Consider the following 16452-nt stretch of genomic DNA (forward strand, 5'->3'; position numbering starts at 1 on the left):
TAGTGCCCGATCTGGACACCATTGTGCTAGTGGCAATTGCGACATAGCCGACGGAATCTAAGCGATGAAAATTAAACGCAGTTCAACTGTCAGCGATAAAATCGAAATGAATATGACGCCCATGATCGACGTCGTGTTTCAGCTTTTGACGTTTTTTTTGTTCTCGCTCAGGACCGTCGATACCGAGGGAAATTTTAGCATCAAGATGCCCAGCCCCAGCTCGCAGCAGGTGCCGGACAATATTAGCCTGCCCAAGGCTTTGGAACTGCGGGCCAACACGGACGGCTCGCTGGCCTCGATTAAGTTTGAGGACAAATCTTGGACGATCAAATCACCCCGTCCCAAGCGTCCGTTAGGGAATACCACCCCTGAATACCGGGCCGCGCTGGAGCAGCATCGCGCCGAGGTCAAGGCCGCGTTTGAACAGGTGCAGCAGCGGGTGATCGCGCTTGTTGGCCAGCCCGGCGCTCCCGCCAAGACCGACCTGGAGGTGGAATTGGATTGCTCTAAAAATCTCAACTACGAATACGTGATCACGGGCATCTCGGCCGTGTCGGGCAAGGTCCGTCCCGATGGCGAAATCGATAAGCTGATTGAAAAGATCCGCTTTAAGCCGCAGCGGTAGGGATAAGTTTCGTGGTTGCTTTGCCCAGTTTATGCCCCCCTCGCAATTACTCATCGCTGTTACCGCGCACTTTGGACACCTGGTAGGCGGCCGTGTATTGCGGATAGGGATAGCTGCTGACTCCATTCTGGGTCGAGCCGATAAACTGCGCCGGCGAGGGAACAATTTTTACTTTGACCACGCCCGTCTCCCCATCGCGCAGCGCTCCCGCGTGGATCGCCGCCGTGGCCAGGCGGCTGTCGGTGGTGTATGACCCCGTCCCCCAGATATACCCCTGCGCTTGCCCCGTCACTTTAAAATACAGGGTTTTACCGATCTGCTGCTGAAATTGCACCAAATTTCCCGGATCATCCGTGACATCCCGCGGAATCTCCCGCCCTTCGAGGCCCCGCGTGCTCAACCGCCGCAGATCGGCCAATTTCAACTCTTGCTCGCCAAATTGCGACGTGCGGACTTTGAACGTTTCCGCCTTTATTTTTCCCGTGATGATCGAGTCCCCCGTTGTTACCACGTCGTTAGCGCGCGGCTGCAACCGGGAGGCGGGCAGCGTCTCTTCCAGTTTGGCGATAAGTTCCTTGGCGCGGGTGGCGGTCTCGGCGTCGGGGGAGTGACACAGCTTAACCAGGTCAGGATATGCCGCTGCTCCTAGTTCCAACAGGGTCTTCCCCCCCGCTTCCCGTTTGTTAAAGTTTTCGCTGGCCAGGTTGGCCAAGGCCGCGCTCAGCTTTTCCTGGATCGCGGGGGTGATCCGCAGGCCAAACTCTATCTGCCGTATCTCCGCCACGGGAATCGCCAACGTCCCAAACGGGGTCTCTAACTCCAATTTTTCATCCAAGAGATGCAAGGTAAGCTGGCCCTGATCCGCAAACGACGCGCGCAACTGGCCAGCCACCGCCGCCGGGGGCGGAATGGCCAGTTCACCCTCTGGTTTTGATTCCGCTGACGGTACCGCCGGTCGTTGAACTTGCGGCTCGCCAAATGGATCCTCGGCGACTGGAGCAAGGAATATTTGTTGGCCAAACGCTGCCAGAGTCCAGCCATAACACCAAACCGTCAAAATTGACATTACCCAGCTATACTTGGCAATCAATCGAGGGGAGTTCCCGGGAGCTGGCATTGTTGCCTCCATGGTGGGCGGAAATTCTCGAGAGGCGCCGTTTAATAACGGCACGACTTTTCTGGATTATGAACCCGCCAAAAGACCGTCGCAAGCAAATTCTTACCAACTTGTGACAATCGTGCCGGTCAGGCCCATGAAAGATTGGGCAAATAGAAACAGGGTCCGGTGGGAGTCGAACCCACGATAGCGGATTTGCAATCCGCAATCACCCCCCTGCGGAATTTTCGCCAAGCATTGAAGCCGTAACGGCTTACGCAAATTCCGCCAAGACCACGGCAAACGGAGCGCACCAAAATGCGCACCATTTTGAGGGTCAAAACGACGTTACCCCGGCGGTTGATCCATCCGAAGTTGGGGAACTGGCGGCACTCTGGCCCCTGCTGCCCGAGCGATTGCGAAACACCATCCTGGGCATGATCCGCAATCACCTGGAGGAAACCAAGCGATGACCGATGACGCCCTGACGAAGTTGCTGGCCGACCTGGAGGCCGAACAGCCCGCCCTTGAAGCGCAACTGGTCAAGTTGGCTGCGGATGACGAAGCCCGGCTAACGGAGTTGCTGGCCGCCCTGGACGCCGACAATGCCTGGCTGGAGGCCCTACAGGCCCAAGTTGCCGCCGATGATGCCCGGATAACGGGAATCCCCCCGGAACGCCTGGAATCGATTTAGAATGCGATCCACGGGGTTTGACCTGGCATTCGATCCGAACGGCGGGCGCAATTCCTGGTCGATCCTGGAGAATGACCATACCGGGCAGGCCCCCCCTTTGGGTCCTTCCCCGGGGGGGTGGTAGGGGCGCGGGTCAGACAATAGCGCATTTTGGGCGCTTTTGCAGGGAAAATGCGGGGGTGGTATTATTGTTATTCGGATTTTCAATTGCCAGCGATCGCGCGATCCGACTGGCTTACATTCCAAAATCATCGAACATCGGGTTTGCGGAGTAGCTACCGCACACGGTTAGCCGAATGGGAATAGTCGCTTGTTCCCATTCGGTTGACCGGCCCGACCCAAGCGACCATGACCAACGCCGGCGAAATTGTCTGGGAACAATTCTTTCAAATCGCGGATAATTTCTGTAAGGATTATGAATGGCTGGTCAACCAGTCCCGCGCTGGCAAAGAAATAGAATACTTGGAATTTGTAGACTTCTTTGCCGTGTTGAAAGAGCAACTAGAGTTAATTCATCCAAACAGGCAACGAATAGCGACACTAGCTTACCCAAAGCCGACCCTGAATCGGCTGAAACTCTTGGTAAATGGGCTGGATATAATCGTTGAGCATTGGCCCAAGGGAAAGCGGATGACGGTGGCGGATTGCCACGTCTATATCGCCGAAATTGAACCGGCAATGCAGGGATTTTGGAAGCATTTGCAAGAGTTAAAGGGGTTGCATCCCCCTCAGCAAAAAGCGGAATCGACCGCGGTCCCCGACAAGCCCAAGGGAGACGGGAACGGGGCGGGGGAGAAAATTGAAGCCGATTCTTATTTGACTCATATCGACATTGCCAAGCGTTACAAGAAAGACCCCGAAGCGACCCGCAAAACCTTAGATCGTTGGCGAATGAGAAATGACGACGGGTGGCGGGAAGTTACTGAGCGTAAACAACGCGAACCCAAATATTTGTACCAATTATCGGCTATCAAATCGCTCTTTGAGTAGTCCAGCGAATTGTCCGTCTAACCTCCGCCAAAATATTTTAATTCTGAAATTATTGCGCAATTTCCAGCTATTTCTAGCCGGACGCGCGTCCGGCTAACGTCCTTTTGCAGCACGAAAAATGTGTTGCGTGGGATTCTTTGGCATGGCCAAAACCCTCGATTCTTTGTCTGCCCGCACACTTTCAAAAATGCTTCGCGCTACGGTACGCGCAGCGGGCAACGACTCAATAAGCGCGATGCTGATTCGTCGCGCTCTGACGACGAAAAGACGGCAACGCCGAAAATAAAGGAGTCAATAAAATGACCACGACCCATGATCGACCGGCGGTGGATGATCGGCTGCTGGCTGCCCCGGCGTACACGACCCGCGACCTGGCCCGGCTGGCCAGAGTGACGCCCCGCACTCTGCATGCCTGGCGTGCGCGGCATGGGCTGCCGTATCTGACGCTGCCCGGGGGAGCGATCCGTTACCCCGTCGCGGCGGTCGATGCCTGGCTGGCCGCGCGCGGGCGCAATCTCACGCCATACGCCCGTGACCTGGCCCGCGCCACGTCCCCGACCATCCCCACGCTCGCCACACTGGCCGAGCCACGCCGCGCGGGATGACCCCGCGCAGCGCGACCGTGACCCATATCCATCCATCCGCGCGGCGGTGGCTACTACCCCGACCGCCGCGCCAAACCGAGACTCCATCCATGATCCATGATACCCCATACCTGCCTGGGTGGCATGCGGCGACTACGCCGCCGACGCCCCTGCCACCCGCGACCATGCCACCCCCGCCGCCGCCACCCCTGCCCCCCAGTGGGGAGAGACGCCGCGACGCCGCGCACCGCCTGCTGGAGGCGCGGCGCTCCGTCTACATCCTGCGCGGCCGCCGCGCCCTGCTGACGGCGCTGCTGGCGGGGGCGGAGACCGTGACCGCCGATGACGTGCGCGCGGCGGTGGAGCTACCCCACGGGATCGATCCCCGCTGTCTGGGTGCGGTCCCTACCCCGCTGGCCGATGCCGGGATCATCCGCGCGGACGGGTATGCCACCTCCCGCCGGGCAGAGGCCCACGCCCGACCCATGCGACTATGGCGGCTGGTCGATGCCGACGCCGCGCGGCGGTGGCTGGCCGCGCACCCCGACCGCCCCGACCCCGACTGTGGCGCTGCCACCGGGGGTGGCCCGTGACCAAGCCCCCCGCATATCTGCTGTACGCTTCGGATTTTTTGGGTGGAACAGCGCTGATGACCAACGACGAAGTCGGAATCTATATCCGGCTGCTGTGCCACGCCTGGAACCTTGGTCCCCTACCGGCTGACAGAGCCGCGCAATTAGTCGGCTGCCCCATTCCCCCGGCGGTCCGGGCTAAGTTTGTGGAGTGTGACGGCATGCTTACCAATGAGCGGCTGGAAAAAGTCCGCGCCAAACAGGCGGAGTACAGCGCCCTTCAAAGCCGAAAAAGCAAGCTGGCGGTCAAAGCCCGCCAACAAAATCGGAACCCGGCGGTTGACCCCGGGGATAACCCGGGGGTTGATCCGGGGAATAACCCGGGGGTTGATCCGGCGGTTGACCCCGACGCAACCATTCAGACTCAGATTCAGAATCAGACTCTGTCTCTGTATTCATATTCTGGTCAGATTCAGAAGCCGCGGCGGAAATCTGATTCTGAACTGACCTTAGAAATTCAAATTCGGAACCTGAGCGGCTACGCCTTTGAGCTAGCGCGTAAGATTCGCCCTACCGACAGCAACGGGGTGAAACTCTGGGCAAGGATCGGCGCGGCGGTAGATGCTGGCGGAATCTCGGAGCATGCTATGCAAGATTCAATTGCCGCTGCCCTGGCTGGCATGCGCCAGAATCGACCCGGCTATTTCCGGCGCTGCCTGGACAACAAATTGAGGGAGACTACCGGCCAGACACTGGCGCAGTGCCTGGCCGGGATCGACCCAAGTTCATTATTGGGAGCAACTCAACTTGCGCCGGATGCCGAGTTGCTGGCTGCCCGCCAAAAAGTAGTGAAAACGCTATTACGCGAAAACCTCACGGGATGACCCCTACCGCGAAAAATCCACGGGGATCCCATACACCCCGGAATTCGCGCTTGTGTCCCCGGTTTGCCCGTTGTAAATACAAGACGCGGGACAGCTAGCGCAACGAGCGACCGACCACGTCCCCGCCAACTCACAAGCGACCTTTTTTTCAAGGGAGTTGCACGCATGGCAAGTTTAGTACGCCTGGCCAAGGGGAAGAATCCCCCGCTGGCCGTCAAGTTCACCGACCCCCACGACAAACAGCGTGAACTGCGAATTCACCTGGGCAAAGCCGGGATCGAACTGGGGGAAAAGTTTTGCCGCTGGATTGAAATTCTGGCCGTCTACCGCGCCTTAAACCAAACCATGAGCGCCGAAGCGGCGGAGTGGCTGGCCGGATTGTCGGATAAGTTCCATGACCGCATTGCCGCCAAAGGGCTGTGTGAATACCGGCGAACTCCCCAGCACAAATTGGCCCCGACGCTGGCCGAGTGGCTGGAGCGGCATATCGAGCAACGCCAAGCGGAACTGAAGCCGCGAAGCCTAGACCGGTTGCAAGATTCGATAACGCGCTTGACCGCCTACTTTGGCAAGGAAATTCGGATCGACGCTCTCAATGCCGACGCCGCAAAAAGTTGGCGGGCTTGGTTGCTCCAGCAAAAAGTAGGGCGGAGCAAGCACAACGCCGCGACGTTGTCAGAGGCGACCGTGCGGACGCATTGCCGCAACGCCAAGAGCATCTTTGCCGACGCGGTGGAACGAGACCTGATTGCCAAAAACCCCTTTGCCATCCTGAAAAGCGCTTCGGTGGCGGCGGAGCGTACCACGTATGTGACACCCCTGCAGGCTGACGCGATCCTCCAGCAATGCCCCACGACCCAATGGAAACTTGTCTTTGCGCTGGCGCGGTGGGCGGGACTACGTTGCCCCAGTGAAACTCATAGCATCACCTGGCAGAACGTGAATTGGGAAAAATCCCTGCTGACGGTGGCCGCCCCCAAGACCGGCAAAACGCGGATCGTGCCCATTCGGCCAGAATTGCTAGCGTTGTTGCAAATTGCGTTTGACGCAGCGCCAGAGGGGGCTACCGCGATTGTGACCTTGCCCCACTGGGGGATTCACCGGAACCTGGAGAAATTTATTTTGGCGGCTGGGATTGCCCCTTGGGATGACCTACTGCAAACTCTGCGCCGAAGTTGTGAAACCGAGTGGGCGGAGACCTGCCCCCAACATGCGGTCAGTGCCTGGATCGGGCATAGTGTCGCGGTCAGTATGAGGCACTACACGATGACCACAACGGAGACCCTTGACCGGGTCCGGCAACCGGGTCCCGACGCCGCAAAAAAAAGCGCACCAAAATGCGCACCATTAAGCCCCGGAAACGACCGGAAACCGCCGGAATCAGAAATTATTTACTTAACAACCGCGACCCCCCCGAAACTCACAAATAGTGCGGAAAATGCGGGGTTTTTAAGCATAGGGTCCGGTGGGAGTCGAACCCACGATAGCGGATTTGCAATCCGCGGCCTTAGCCACTTGGCGACGGACCCATTGAATCAGGCGGGATGGGATGAGCGAGGGGGTCAAATCAATGAAACCCCGGATTCCGCCCCCAACCCTTCACCGTAACTTAGGAAAACCTTGCCGCTCGGTCAAGATAGGTGGCCCCGGGAAACGGTGTTTTTCCCGTGTGATGCGGGAATAAGGAAGACAAGGTATTGTATCGCCAAGTTCACTGGCGGAATTTACAGAATTATTCGCATAACCCCCACAGTTGTAAAAATAGGCAATTTACGCCATAGCCGCGTTAAAAAAATTTTCCCATCGCGCGGCAATTGCCGTTGATCCCTTAACTGTTAAATTAGGCCGCTTTTACGGGGAAATTGTAGGCCAGGACTAGGCTAGAGCCTTGCCGCTGTGGCGGACGATAAAGCTAATATCCCCCCCAAGAAAAACACGGCCCTGATTTTAAGTGCCGTTTTTTCGCTTCTAGGACATTTTTGCCACAGGAAGGCTGTCGCATGTCACTATTTAACCGCCTGTCCCCAGTCAAACTTCGCCAGATCGCCGCTCCCCTCGCCCAGGAAGTAACCCAGCGTGTGCATTCCGCGGCACTCTGCCTGGTGACTCCCCGTGTGTCCAGCATGACCTTTCCACAAGCACGGGGTTATGTGCGGTCCAAGGTTGGCGGTCTGGTAAGGACCGAGATTTCCCAGCGACTAGCGCACTCCACGATTGCTGATCAACTCGCCCCGTTGATCCTGGAATTATCTCTGGAAAGCCTGACGCAAATTGTCCTCGGTCAGTTGCTCAAGCAAGAACGAGTTATCCGGACCAGCCGGATTGCGGCCTAGGTCGGCTGTGGTAAGATGGGCGAATTCCTCCGTGGGCAACTTATTGCCATACGCGGGGTGAATTGTCCCTTTGCCCATCTTGCATTTTCCCTAGCGGGAATCGCCACACATGGCCGCCGCCACTACCTCCTCCGACGTGGGCAACACTCTGGCCAAGCGTGTGCTCGTTTGGCAAATCTTGGTGGCGGCCTTGGCAAGTGGGCTGTTGGGATTTTTAGTCGTTGTGGGGGTGATACAGGCCAACCGGCGCCCCGACCAGATCGGCGCTCCCCGCCCGGCCTGGGATGATGACCAACCCGCGCAAGCCCAGGCGGCCCCACCCCCGGCAGGATTGATGGGCCTCTCCCCGCTGAGCATGGTGGCTTTGATCATTGTGCCGTTGCAAATATCCTTAGGTTTGGCCATGCCGATGATGATCGGCAGCGCGATCCGCCGCACGCTAGCGCGGGAAATTCGCGGCGGGTCAACAGCGGGGGAAAACCGTGAGCTTTCTCCACAACAAGAAAGCCGGCTATTAGACGCCTATCAAGCCAGCACGATCATCGGCGCGGCCCTGCCAGAGGGGGCGGGCTTTGTGGCGGGAGTGGCTTATATGTTTGACGGGAATCCAATTTTGTTAGGGGGCGCGTTTCTGTCGCTCTTGGCGGTGCTGCTGCGGTTTCCCTGGCAAAGCCGCGTGCAATATTGGCTAAATTGGCAAAAAGAACAATTAACCACCGAGCTTGCCATGCTGCGGGATTTTCCCATGGAAAAGCAGTTTTAGCGGATTGGTAAAACGCCCCCCGGCACAGATGGTTTAATTTTAGATATAGTACATTTCTTCCCGCTCGCTTTGGGATTTTTCGACCAATTTGGCAATCGTCAGCGCGCTTAGCAACTGAGCCTCCTTTTCGTTCAGTTCGCGCCAAACGTTGAGGATCACGCGATTCACCGGCGTGGCATGGGGGGTGGAAGATTGCACGGGATCATTTCCCTCCACAGCCTGGATGACCTGCCAAAGGGTGATTTTTTCGGCGGGGAGGGCCAATTGATATCCCCCCGCCGCTCCACGGGTACTGACGACTAGGCCGGCACCCTTTAGCTGTAATAAAATCTGCACCAAGAATCTCGCGGGTATCCCCTGCTGCGTCGCTATGTCCCGAATTCGCAGCGGTTCACCCCGGTTGGCGGCCATGGCCAATTCCATCATGGCAACGCAGGCATATTCGGTTTTGGCAAATAGTTTCATCGGGCTTCAAAAAATATCATTTAGCTACCAAACAATCTCCCTCAATTAAGTTTAGCTGTCAGGTAAACTTTCGCTAGCGGAAACTTGGCAAATTGTAGATTTGAACCTGCTGTTGGGTCATTTTTTACAAGGACGACCTGCGCAGGTCCCAAGAAAATTGCCGCCAGTTCGCCCTTGGATAAAAAAGAGGGGCACACACAACAGGGCCGGCATCAGCTTTTTTAGAGGTGACTTTGCAAACCCTATATTAGCTATGCCAGGCATAATTTGACCGGAAAACAGCGGTTATAGCGATGAAATGAGGCAAAAAATCAGCATGCTTTTTTGACGGCGGCGGCTTTGCAACCTATATTACCTATGGCTTGTCTGGGTGTGGAATTTTTTGCGGGCGACTCTGGCTACGGATATTCGCCCAAAAAAAGTCACGCACAGTGAACAGATGTGCCGCATTGGCGTGCAACTTGCATCTTTGGTGGTGTTAATCACCGGGAGTGCCAGGAAGTTTGCCAATCCCGTTCCAACGGTCGGATGCCATGGAAGGCGTCACCCGCCCTTCCTTGCGTTTTCCACTGTGGGATTGACTCATGTTGCGTGGTTGGGCCTTCTGCCTGAGAATAAGTTGTGCGCTGATTTTGGCGGGGTTGTGGCCAAGCTTCACAGCCTCGGGCCAGGTCTTGATTTCGGCCCCCGCCGCCTCCAAGCCGGGCCAACTAGCCCCCGCGCCGCAAAAATTGCCCCCCCCTGTCACCGCCGAGGTGGAGGGTGTGTTGCGCCGTGGATCCCAGCTAGAGGCTGAATATCGCTGGGGAGAAGCGCTGACCCTCTATGAAGATGCCCTGCGTGTTTATCCCCAGCAGACCGCCATCGCGGAGCGGCTGGATGTCACGCGGATCCATTACGACCTTTCCCGTCGTTATGCCGATAGCAGTTTTCGCAATTCGCTTTTAAGCCTGGAAGAAGCCGAAGCCCTGGAGCTTTACCAGCAGGTGCTAGCCCGTATCTTTGCCCATTATGTCACGCAACCCAACTGGACCCAGGTGGTGGAGCGTGGCACGCGGGCGTTGGGGGTGGCCCTGTATAATCCTGGTTTTAGCGATGCGCATTTGACCGGGCGGGATGACCAGCAGTTGCGGCAGTTTCTAGCGGAAGCCAGGCAAATCACGCAGCGCGGAGCGCGTGACCGGACCGAGGCGGTCCAACTGGTCAAGCAAATCGCCCGTCTGGGCCAACAGCGGCTGGCACTTTCCGCCCCGTCGATCATCCTGGAATTCACCTGCGGCGCGATCGGCTCCTTGGACGAGTATTCCAGCTTTTTGACAAATTCCCAGCTCAACGACCTTTATTCGCAGATTGACGGCAACTTTGTGGGATTAGGGGTGGAATTAAAGGCCATAGGCAAACAGTTGGTTATTGTCAGTGTGATTGTCAACAGCCCCGCCGAGCGGGCCGGTTTACAACGTGGCGACCGGATTTCCGCGGTGGATGGCCAGTCCACGACAACCCTTTCCACCGACAAGGCCGCGGATTTGCTTCAGGGCATCGAAGGGAGCCTGGTCACACTGGTGATTGAACGGGAAGGAGAACCCGCACGTCAGTTACAGGTGCGCCGCGAACAAGTGGAAGTTCCCAGCATTGAACAAGCCCACATTTTGGACCGGTCCAGCGGCACGGCTTACTGCAAACTGACCGCCTTTCAAAAGACGACCGCCAGCGACTTGGATCGGGCACTTTGGGACTTGCATCGCCAGGGAATGAAAAGCCTGATTATCGATTTGCGGGGAAATCCCGGGGGTCTGCTGACCGCCAGCGTCGAGGCGGCGGATCGCTTTTTAGAACAAGGGACGATTGTCTCCACCCGCGGCCGCAATCCACAAGAAGACTTTATATACACCGCCAATAAGCCGGGGACCTGGAAAGTGCCCTTGGTTGTTTTGATCGATGGCGACAGCGCAAGCGCGAGCGAAATTTTTGCCGGGGCGATGCGCGACCATCAGCGAGCGACCATTATTGGTGTGCGCAGTTTTGGTAAAGGCTCGGTCCAGGGAATCTTTCCCTTGAATGTCGGCAACACCGGCATTCGCCTTACCACGGCCAAGTTTTATTCTCCCCTGGGCAAACCCTACAGCAAAATTGGTGTTGAACCCGCGATCGAGGTCCGGGCGGCGGCCAAACCCCTACTTCCCGCGGAAAGCGGCCTGACGATCTCTTCCCCGGTGCCGACCGGCGTGATCCTGGCTAATCCCACTCCCCCCGCGCATTTGCAAGCTGGTCAATTAAACGCCAATTCGCAAGCGATTCGCCTGAGCTTGCGTGATCCGGGGGATTCCGCGGGCGACGAGCCAGCGGCGGAGAATGGCCCTGTCAACGCCAATGATCCCGTCATTTCCGCCGCGTTACAAGTCACCCGCAAAAACGTCGCGGCGCGTTAGGCCATTTCCCCGTAATAACGCGCTTGCCCCGCACTTTCCTGGTCTAAGTATTCTATTAGCGCAGAGCGCGGCTAGTGTGCTGTGGCAAAGATAGGGACTTTAGTTGGACGGATCAGCCGGGCACTCGCCCACGGGATGCCGCTCAGCCCGCAGCGTGAGCAAGGGACACTTTGCCGCTCAGCCCGCAGCGTCAAATATCCCGCAACGTCAGCCAGGGACCCGCATAGCCGATTAGCCCGCAGCGTGAGCCAGGGACCCGCGTGTATTATATCAGACTCCAAACATTGCTGATTTATTTCCGCGTGACACAACCGCGTTGCGGGTGGATGCGATGGCTTGCGGTGTTTCCAGGTTAGTTGCCGCGTGGTAATGCAGGGGCAGAGGTCCATAACCGCGTGGCGGTATAATTCTCTTAATCAGATTCTCTCACGGAGTGAGGGGAGTACTAATCATAGCCGCTCTCACAGAGTGAGAGGAGTACATTGAAAGATTCTCTCACGGAGTGAGAGGAGTACAAAACAAAACCCCTCTCACGGAGTGAGAGGAGTACAATGCAAGCCCCCCAGGGAGTGGGGGGGATGCGATGTTATTTACCAGCAGGGGGGAATATTCTACTGCACCAATTGCGTGCGCGGCTTAAGGATAATCTCGCGAAAGATGTCCGTTAGCACCGCTTCGTAGGCCGCCGGGTCGCCGGTCCCCCGGGGGGCTTGGCCAGCCGCGTCGGCTGTCCCGCCAATCCGCGCCATTTTATCCAAAAAGGCATAATCCGCCGCCACGCCTAGCCCAACGGGGTAAACATCCCACTTTTCCCCTTTCATTTGGGCGGTCTGCATCAGGGGCGCGTCGTACCAGTAGGCATAGTTGTTATAAAACTCGCCACTAGGGTTGTTGGTGCGATAATTGTCAATCGTGGACTGGGGTGTGCGATACAGGTTGGGTACACCGTCGGTTAGCAGCACCACGACCTTGCTGGTCCGTTCGCGGCCGGTCCCTCCTTTCGAGACGGGCTTGATGGTTTGGAACGCGGTTATCATTCCGGCTTCGGTTGCGGTGCTGTAACCGTCGTCATTGACCGCTTGCAGCTGCGACGAGCTTTGCATGACGTTGTTATAATTGCTGGTGAGCGGTTGTATGACCGCCGCGTCCCCTCCGCTGAGATTGTCAAAAGTGATCAACGTGACATGATCGCGGTAATTGACATTGGGGATGGGATCATTCCGTTCCTTGATCGTGGCCAGGGCGGCGATCAACGACCGTCGGGCGGCATGCTCGGGTTGGGCGCTGGCGGGAAAATTAAATGTTCCCCCGGCGGTTCCTTCGCTATGTTGGACGCAGTTGGGACTGCTCGTGGAGAGCGGGGTAAAAACGTTGCTCCCATCCGGCTTCATATCCTTGCCAAAATCCAGCATGAACTGCAGATAGGTCAGATATCCCAGTTTATTTTTGTAGTTCCAAATCGCGCTGGCGTTCGCGCTAGGCCAGTTGGACGAATTGGGATTGTTTAAGCGGCGTTCCAGCCTTCGGGTCGTGGAAATGGGGGGGCACCAGTTGCGCTTGTACGGCGGAACGGTGGGATAACTGGCCGCGACAACGCCGCTAGACAACCGCGCGGCCGCGCGGACCGCGCCACTTCCATAAGCTACCTGCGTGACAGGAATTGCTGTCGCCGCGCTATTTTCCGCCAAATGCCGCGTACGCTCTTCCAGCCGATAGGGTCCCGCCGGCGGGGGGGGCGGAGGCGGGGGGGGCGGAGGGGGGGGTGGATTCGGATTCGGCTTGGGCTTTGGATTGGGGTTGGGATTTGGATTCGGCTTGGGTTTCGGGTTGGGATTCGGCGGCGGGGGGGTGGCGGCGGAGGAGGGGGCGGGGCATTGGGATCCGGTTCGTCTATCCACACCGCCCAGATCATGTAATCCAGATAAGCGGACCAATATTGAAAATTACTATTGCTGTTGGGGGTGGGGGTGGCATTGGGCATGATCACCGCCAGTTGGTTGTCAATAATCCAGCGATACGCCTTGGTACGGCGGAGGGCTTCGGAATCATTGGGGTTAATCCGGTAATAGCCGTTCATCGCGGGGTTGGCCAAGGGGCCATTATTGCTGGTCATTTGGGCATAAGCATACTGATTCGCGCTAACGCCCAGGGGGGCTCCCACATATTGCAGGGTGCCGGGATAGCTGCCAAAGTTTAAATCTGTAAACATTTTTTGCATGACGGCGTTCCCCACTCCGCCATAGGTGGCGTTGACCAGGGAAGTCGCCCAGGCGGGTTCGGCATCGTCATTCATCGAGCCGCTGAGATCAACCACAAAGGCGATATCCCGCGGCATAGCAGAGGCGACCGCGCTGGCCTGGAGGGCGACAGAGTTTCGACCAAAGATCCGGGCAAAGAAAAGACCCGCCTCGCCTCCCGTAGAGCTATCACACCGGGCGGTCACCCGGACGGCATTGGCCGTGGAACCGGTCGGGACAAAGGTGCGGGCGTCATGGTCCCAAATACCAAACTCGACATCAGAGCCCCCTATTTGCACGGATCGCCCGGCCGCATTGTGAAACGCGCCATATTCCTGGGCCTTGGCCACGGCATCCGCCAAGGGGCGGCCTATCTCAAACGAAGCCGCCAACGCGGCGGAATCGGCGGCGTTCTGCAATTGGGTGCGGACCAGCACCACATAACCGCAGTCAATACTCAGCGCGACCATGCTCAGCAGCACGATCATCATCACCGCAGTTAGAACCAGCGTGGCGGCCCGGCGACGGTGTTTGTGTAAACGTTCCAATAGCATATCTCAGCCCTTGTGCTAGGCGGTCGGGGACCGCGCGCAGAGATTTCCAGACAAAGAAACCTCTGTTCCCGCGTTTAGAAACTGTGGGATAGATTTGGCCGGGACGCAAATTTAAAGAAAGGCTTATCGATGCCGAAACCGACAAAAAAATTCCCAAGCTCGCAAAAACGACAAAATCGTTAAAATTGGCAGCGGTCGTTGCGGGGCATTCAGATTTCCAATAAGTTAGTTTCAAACTTCTTGTTTTAAGTTTCTTTCCGGATTTCACGTTCAGCTTTGCCAGTTCTCCGGTTTGCTCATCCGCGCGGCCTGGCTGGCCAAATCCACCCCGGTTAATTCAGACCAGGCCCCCAGCAACTCTCCAAAGACCGGGCCTGGCTGGCCTGTGCCAATGGCCTGTCCGTTGCAGCTCACCGCCGGCAATATTCCAAATGGAGTGCTGGTCAATAGCACTTCCTCGGCGGCTTGCAACTCCTCTAGCTCGATCGGCCGGTCCTCAAACACCCAACCTGCGGCGGTGACTAATTCCGCCGTCACTTCCCAGGAAATGCCCCGCAGGATTCGCGCTCGGGGGGGGCTAATGACGCGCGGTCCCCGCACCACCAGGACATTTGCGCTGGAAGTTTCATTGACTTGGCCAAATTCGTCGAGCAGCAACGCCCGCGCGCCTTGCTCGGCGGTTGCGGCGGACTGATCCGCCAGATGGTAATGCATCCGGCTGCGGCATTTTAACTCGGCGGGCCAGTTAGCGGGGCTAACCTGGCGATACGGAGTGGTTCTTAAGCGAACGCCGTCGCGGTAGGCGTTACTCCAGCGGTCAAATGCCAGGGGAAACGTGTGGATATTGACGGTTGGCCCGGTCTGCCCCGCGCGGGCAAAGGATGGCAGCGTTCCCGGCGTGATCGCCACCGCCAAGCCCAGATCATCGCCGTTTTCCAGGAGCGCGTAATTATATTTGGCCAATTCCTCCGCGGCCCGGTCGATTTCTTCCAGGGGGAGTGGCGATGTCATCCCCGCGATTTCCAACGAGCGCGCCAGCCGCCGCCAATGCTGGGCCGGTCGAAACAAACTTCCCCGAAAAGTGCGCAGTTGCTCGCTAATTGTCACGCCCAGGACAAATCCGGCATCCGTGAGGGGGATGGAGACTTGGTTTGCGGGCAAAAACATGCCATTTTGATATGCCAGGGGAGTGCGCATATCGCTATCCTAACTCCGCTTTGTACAATGCGGGAGGGTCGCGCGAATTTTGCGGCCCCTCCGATATTGGCATTGCTCACCCCTTCCGCGCCCCCTTGGCATATGCAGTTAGGCTCGACCTGGATCGACGACACTTACGCCGAAGCCTTTCGCCTGCGTTATGCCCGGCTGATTGTGACCGCCGCGGACGATTACTGGCTGGCAGCCGCCACGCGCGCCGTGACGGGTTACGCCTGTTCGATTATTGCCTGCGATGCGGAGGCTGGCCCGGAACGACGGCTCCCCGCCGACCAGTCGCCGGATGGCCGACCCGCGGTTGCCCTGCTCTTCTTTGGCTTTTCCACCGCCGCCCTGGGGGCAGCACTGGTTAAACGAGCCGGCCAGTGCCTGATGACCTGTCCCAGCACCGCCGTTTATGATGGCTTGCCCGAGAGCGCCGAACGCATCCCCCTGGGCCAGATGCTCCGTTTTTTTGGAGATGGATTTCAAAAAAGCAAGCAAATTGCCAGCACGCGCTATTGGCGGATCCCCGTCATGGATGGGGAATTCCTGTGCGTGGAGTCGGTCGGGGTGGAAAAAGGGATTGGCGGGGGAAACATTATTATCCAAGCCGACCAACAAGCGACGGTCCTGGCCGCCGTTCGCCAGGCGGTCCAGGCGGTAGCCGAGCTTCCGGGCGTGATCACTCCTTTTCCCGGCGGAGCCGCCCGTAGCGGCAGCAAGGTTGGTTCCAGGTATCAAAAGCTGCGGGCCAGCACGGCGGAGGCGTTTTGCCCGACGTTGCGCGGCAGGGTCGCTTCTCGGTTGCATCCCGCGGCCAACCACGCCTGTGAAATTGTGTTTGATGGGGTGGACGAAACCAGCGTGGGCCGGGCCATGGCCACGGCCCTGCGGGCGGGAGCCCTACCGGATGTGGTCGCCCTGAGTGCGGGAAATTACGGCGGGAACCTGGGCAAATTTCATTTTCATCTCCGTCAATTGCTGGCGGAATATCATCCCTAGGTTCGGGCGGATTTGTCGCTGACAAAC

At 57.8% G+C, this 16452-nt stretch carries 15 protein-coding genes and 2 tRNA genes; 10 read left to right on the top strand and 7 right to left on the bottom strand.

From position 1 onward, the window contains the following. Window positions 1–64: 64 nt before the first annotated feature. Window positions 65–625 carry a biopolymer transporter ExbD gene (locus tag SFX18_18255; protein ID MDX1965094.1) on the top strand — a complete coding sequence of 187 codons (561 nt, stop codon included), beginning with the start codon at window positions 65–67 and terminating at the stop codon, window positions 623–625. Between the two features lie 46 nt (window positions 626–671). On the opposite strand, the gene SFX18_18260 is transcribed toward SFX18_18255, so the two are convergent. Both SFX18_18260 and SFX18_18265 read right to left on the bottom strand, forming a co-directional pair. Continuing rightward, window positions 672–1742 carry an LCCL domain-containing protein gene (locus SFX18_18260; protein MDX1965095.1) on the bottom strand — a complete coding sequence of 357 codons (1071 nt, stop codon included), beginning with the start codon at window positions 1740–1742 and terminating at the stop codon, window positions 672–674. Between the two features lie 160 nt (window positions 1743–1902). Beyond that, window positions 1903–1959: transfer RNA gene (locus tag SFX18_18265), tRNA-Ser, on the bottom strand. A 231-nt stretch (window positions 1960–2190) separates the two neighbouring features. On the opposite strand from SFX18_18265, the gene SFX18_18270 reads away from it, so the two are divergent. The 5 genes from SFX18_18270 (at window position 2191) to SFX18_18290 (ending at window position 5445) form a co-directional block, all read left to right on the top strand. Further along, window positions 2191–2415 (top strand): hypothetical protein, encoded by a 225-nt coding sequence (locus tag SFX18_18270; protein MDX1965096.1) that lies wholly within the window; start codon window positions 2191–2193, stop codon window positions 2413–2415. 348 nt (window positions 2416–2763) lie between these two features. Next, window positions 2764–3405 carry a hypothetical protein gene (locus tag SFX18_18275; protein ID MDX1965097.1) on the top strand — a complete coding sequence of 214 codons (642 nt, stop codon included), beginning with the start codon at window positions 2764–2766 and terminating at the stop codon, window positions 3403–3405. A gap of 299 nt (window positions 3406–3704) precedes the next feature. Continuing rightward, window positions 3705–4010, top strand: coding sequence for a helix-turn-helix domain-containing protein (locus SFX18_18280; protein ID MDX1965098.1), 306 nt, complete (start codon window positions 3705–3707; stop codon window positions 4008–4010). Continuing rightward, the gene (locus SFX18_18285; GenBank protein ID MDX1965099.1) at window positions 4007–4582 is read left to right on the top strand and encodes a hypothetical protein; all 576 of its coding nucleotides are present in this window, start codon (window positions 4007–4009) and stop codon (window positions 4580–4582) included. The genes SFX18_18280 and SFX18_18285 overlap by 4 nt, the downstream gene beginning before the upstream one ends. Continuing rightward, a complete protein-coding gene (locus SFX18_18290) occupies window positions 4579–5445 on the top strand; it encodes a DUF1376 domain-containing protein (protein ID MDX1965100.1) in 867 nt (288 codons plus the stop codon). Before SFX18_18285 ends, SFX18_18290 begins: the two co-directional genes overlap by 4 nt. Window positions 5446–6902: 1457 nt before the next feature. On the opposite strand, the gene SFX18_18295 is transcribed toward SFX18_18290, so the two are convergent. Beyond that, window positions 6903–6974 (bottom strand) — tRNA-Cys (locus SFX18_18295). 471 nt (window positions 6975–7445) lie between these two features. Between SFX18_18295 and SFX18_18300 the strand changes: the two genes are divergently transcribed. Next, window positions 7446–7778, top strand: a complete 333-nt coding sequence (locus tag SFX18_18300) for a hypothetical protein (GenBank protein MDX1965101.1) — start codon at window positions 7446–7448, stop codon at window positions 7776–7778. A 109-nt stretch (window positions 7779–7887) separates the two neighbouring features. Further along, window positions 7888–8541, top strand: a complete 654-nt coding sequence (locus tag SFX18_18305) for a hypothetical protein (protein MDX1965102.1) — start codon at window positions 7888–7890, stop codon at window positions 8539–8541. A gap of 39 nt (window positions 8542–8580) precedes the next feature. On the opposite strand, the gene SFX18_18310 is transcribed toward SFX18_18305, so the two are convergent. After that, on the bottom strand, window positions 8581–9006 hold the full coding sequence (locus SFX18_18310) for an Rrf2 family transcriptional regulator (GenBank protein ID MDX1965103.1): 426 nt from the start codon (window positions 9004–9006) through the stop codon (window positions 8581–8583). Window positions 9007–9590: 584 nt separating this feature from the next. Between SFX18_18310 and SFX18_18315 the strand changes: the two genes are divergently transcribed. Then, entirely contained in the window at window positions 9591–11435 is a 1845-nt protein-coding gene (locus tag SFX18_18315; protein ID MDX1965104.1) for a S41 family peptidase, read from the top strand. A gap of 611 nt (window positions 11436–12046) precedes the next feature. Here SFX18_18315 and SFX18_18320 read toward each other — a convergent pair. The 3 genes from SFX18_18320 to SFX18_18330 form a co-directional block, all read right to left on the bottom strand. Then, complete coding sequence (locus tag SFX18_18320) at window positions 12047–13123, bottom strand: vWA domain-containing protein (GenBank protein ID MDX1965105.1); 1077 nt, start codon at window positions 13121–13123, stop codon at window positions 12047–12049. Further along, complete coding sequence (locus SFX18_18325) at window positions 13078–14226, bottom strand: pilus assembly protein TadG-related protein (GenBank protein ID MDX1965106.1); 1149 nt, start codon at window positions 14224–14226, stop codon at window positions 13078–13080. The genes SFX18_18320 and SFX18_18325 overlap by 46 nt, the downstream gene beginning before the upstream one ends. Before the next feature lie 270 nt (window positions 14227–14496). Next, window positions 14497–15423 (bottom strand): aminotransferase class IV, encoded by a 927-nt coding sequence (locus SFX18_18330; protein ID MDX1965107.1) that lies wholly within the window; start codon window positions 15421–15423, stop codon window positions 14497–14499. Window positions 15424–15525: 102 nt separating this feature from the next. On the opposite strand from SFX18_18330, the gene fhcD reads away from it, so the two are divergent. Then, window positions 15526–16425 (top strand): formylmethanofuran--tetrahydromethanopterin N-formyltransferase, encoded by a 900-nt coding sequence (fhcD, locus tag SFX18_18335; protein ID MDX1965108.1) that lies wholly within the window; start codon window positions 15526–15528, stop codon window positions 16423–16425. Window positions 16426–16452 lie beyond the last annotated feature (27 nt).

The sequence above is a fragment of the Pirellulales bacterium genome (assembly GCA_033762255.1).
GTDB lineage: Bacteria > Planctomycetota > Planctomycetia > Pirellulales > JALHPA01 > JANRLT01.

What these genes read in the sequence shown, in the direction of transcription:
- SFX18_18255 (MDX1965094.1), top strand. Translation starts at nt 65, where the DNA reads ATGAAAATTAAACGCAGTTCAACTGTCAGCGATAAAATCGAAATGAAT.
- SFX18_18260 (MDX1965095.1), bottom strand. Translation starts at nt 1,742, where the DNA reads ATGCCAGCTCCCGGGAACTCCCCTCGATTGATTGCCAAGTATAGCTGG.
- SFX18_18270 (MDX1965096.1), top strand. Translation starts at nt 2,191, where the DNA reads ATGACCGATGACGCCCTGACGAAGTTGCTGGCCGACCTGGAGGCCGAA.
- SFX18_18275 (MDX1965097.1), top strand. Translation starts at nt 2,764, where the DNA reads ATGACCAACGCCGGCGAAATTGTCTGGGAACAATTCTTTCAAATCGCG.
- SFX18_18280 (MDX1965098.1), top strand. Translation starts at nt 3,705, where the DNA reads ATGACCACGACCCATGATCGACCGGCGGTGGATGATCGGCTGCTGGCT.
- SFX18_18285 (MDX1965099.1), top strand. Translation starts at nt 4,007, where the DNA reads ATGACCCCGCGCAGCGCGACCGTGACCCATATCCATCCATCCGCGCGG.
- SFX18_18300 (MDX1965101.1), top strand. Translation starts at nt 7,446, where the DNA reads ATGTCACTATTTAACCGCCTGTCCCCAGTCAAACTTCGCCAGATCGCC.
- SFX18_18305 (MDX1965102.1), top strand. Translation starts at nt 7,888, where the DNA reads ATGGCCGCCGCCACTACCTCCTCCGACGTGGGCAACACTCTGGCCAAG.
- SFX18_18310 (MDX1965103.1), bottom strand. Translation starts at nt 9,006, where the DNA reads ATGAAACTATTTGCCAAAACCGAATATGCCTGCGTTGCCATGATGGAA.
- SFX18_18315 (MDX1965104.1), top strand. Translation starts at nt 9,591, where the DNA reads ATGTTGCGTGGTTGGGCCTTCTGCCTGAGAATAAGTTGTGCGCTGATT.
- SFX18_18325 (MDX1965106.1), bottom strand. Translation starts at nt 14,226, where the DNA reads ATGCTATTGGAACGTTTACACAAACACCGTCGCCGGGCCGCCACGCTG.
- SFX18_18330 (MDX1965107.1), bottom strand. Translation starts at nt 15,423, where the DNA reads ATGCGCACTCCCCTGGCATATCAAAATGGCATGTTTTTGCCCGCAAAC.
- fhcD (MDX1965108.1), top strand. Translation starts at nt 15,526, where the DNA reads ATGCAGTTAGGCTCGACCTGGATCGACGACACTTACGCCGAAGCCTTT.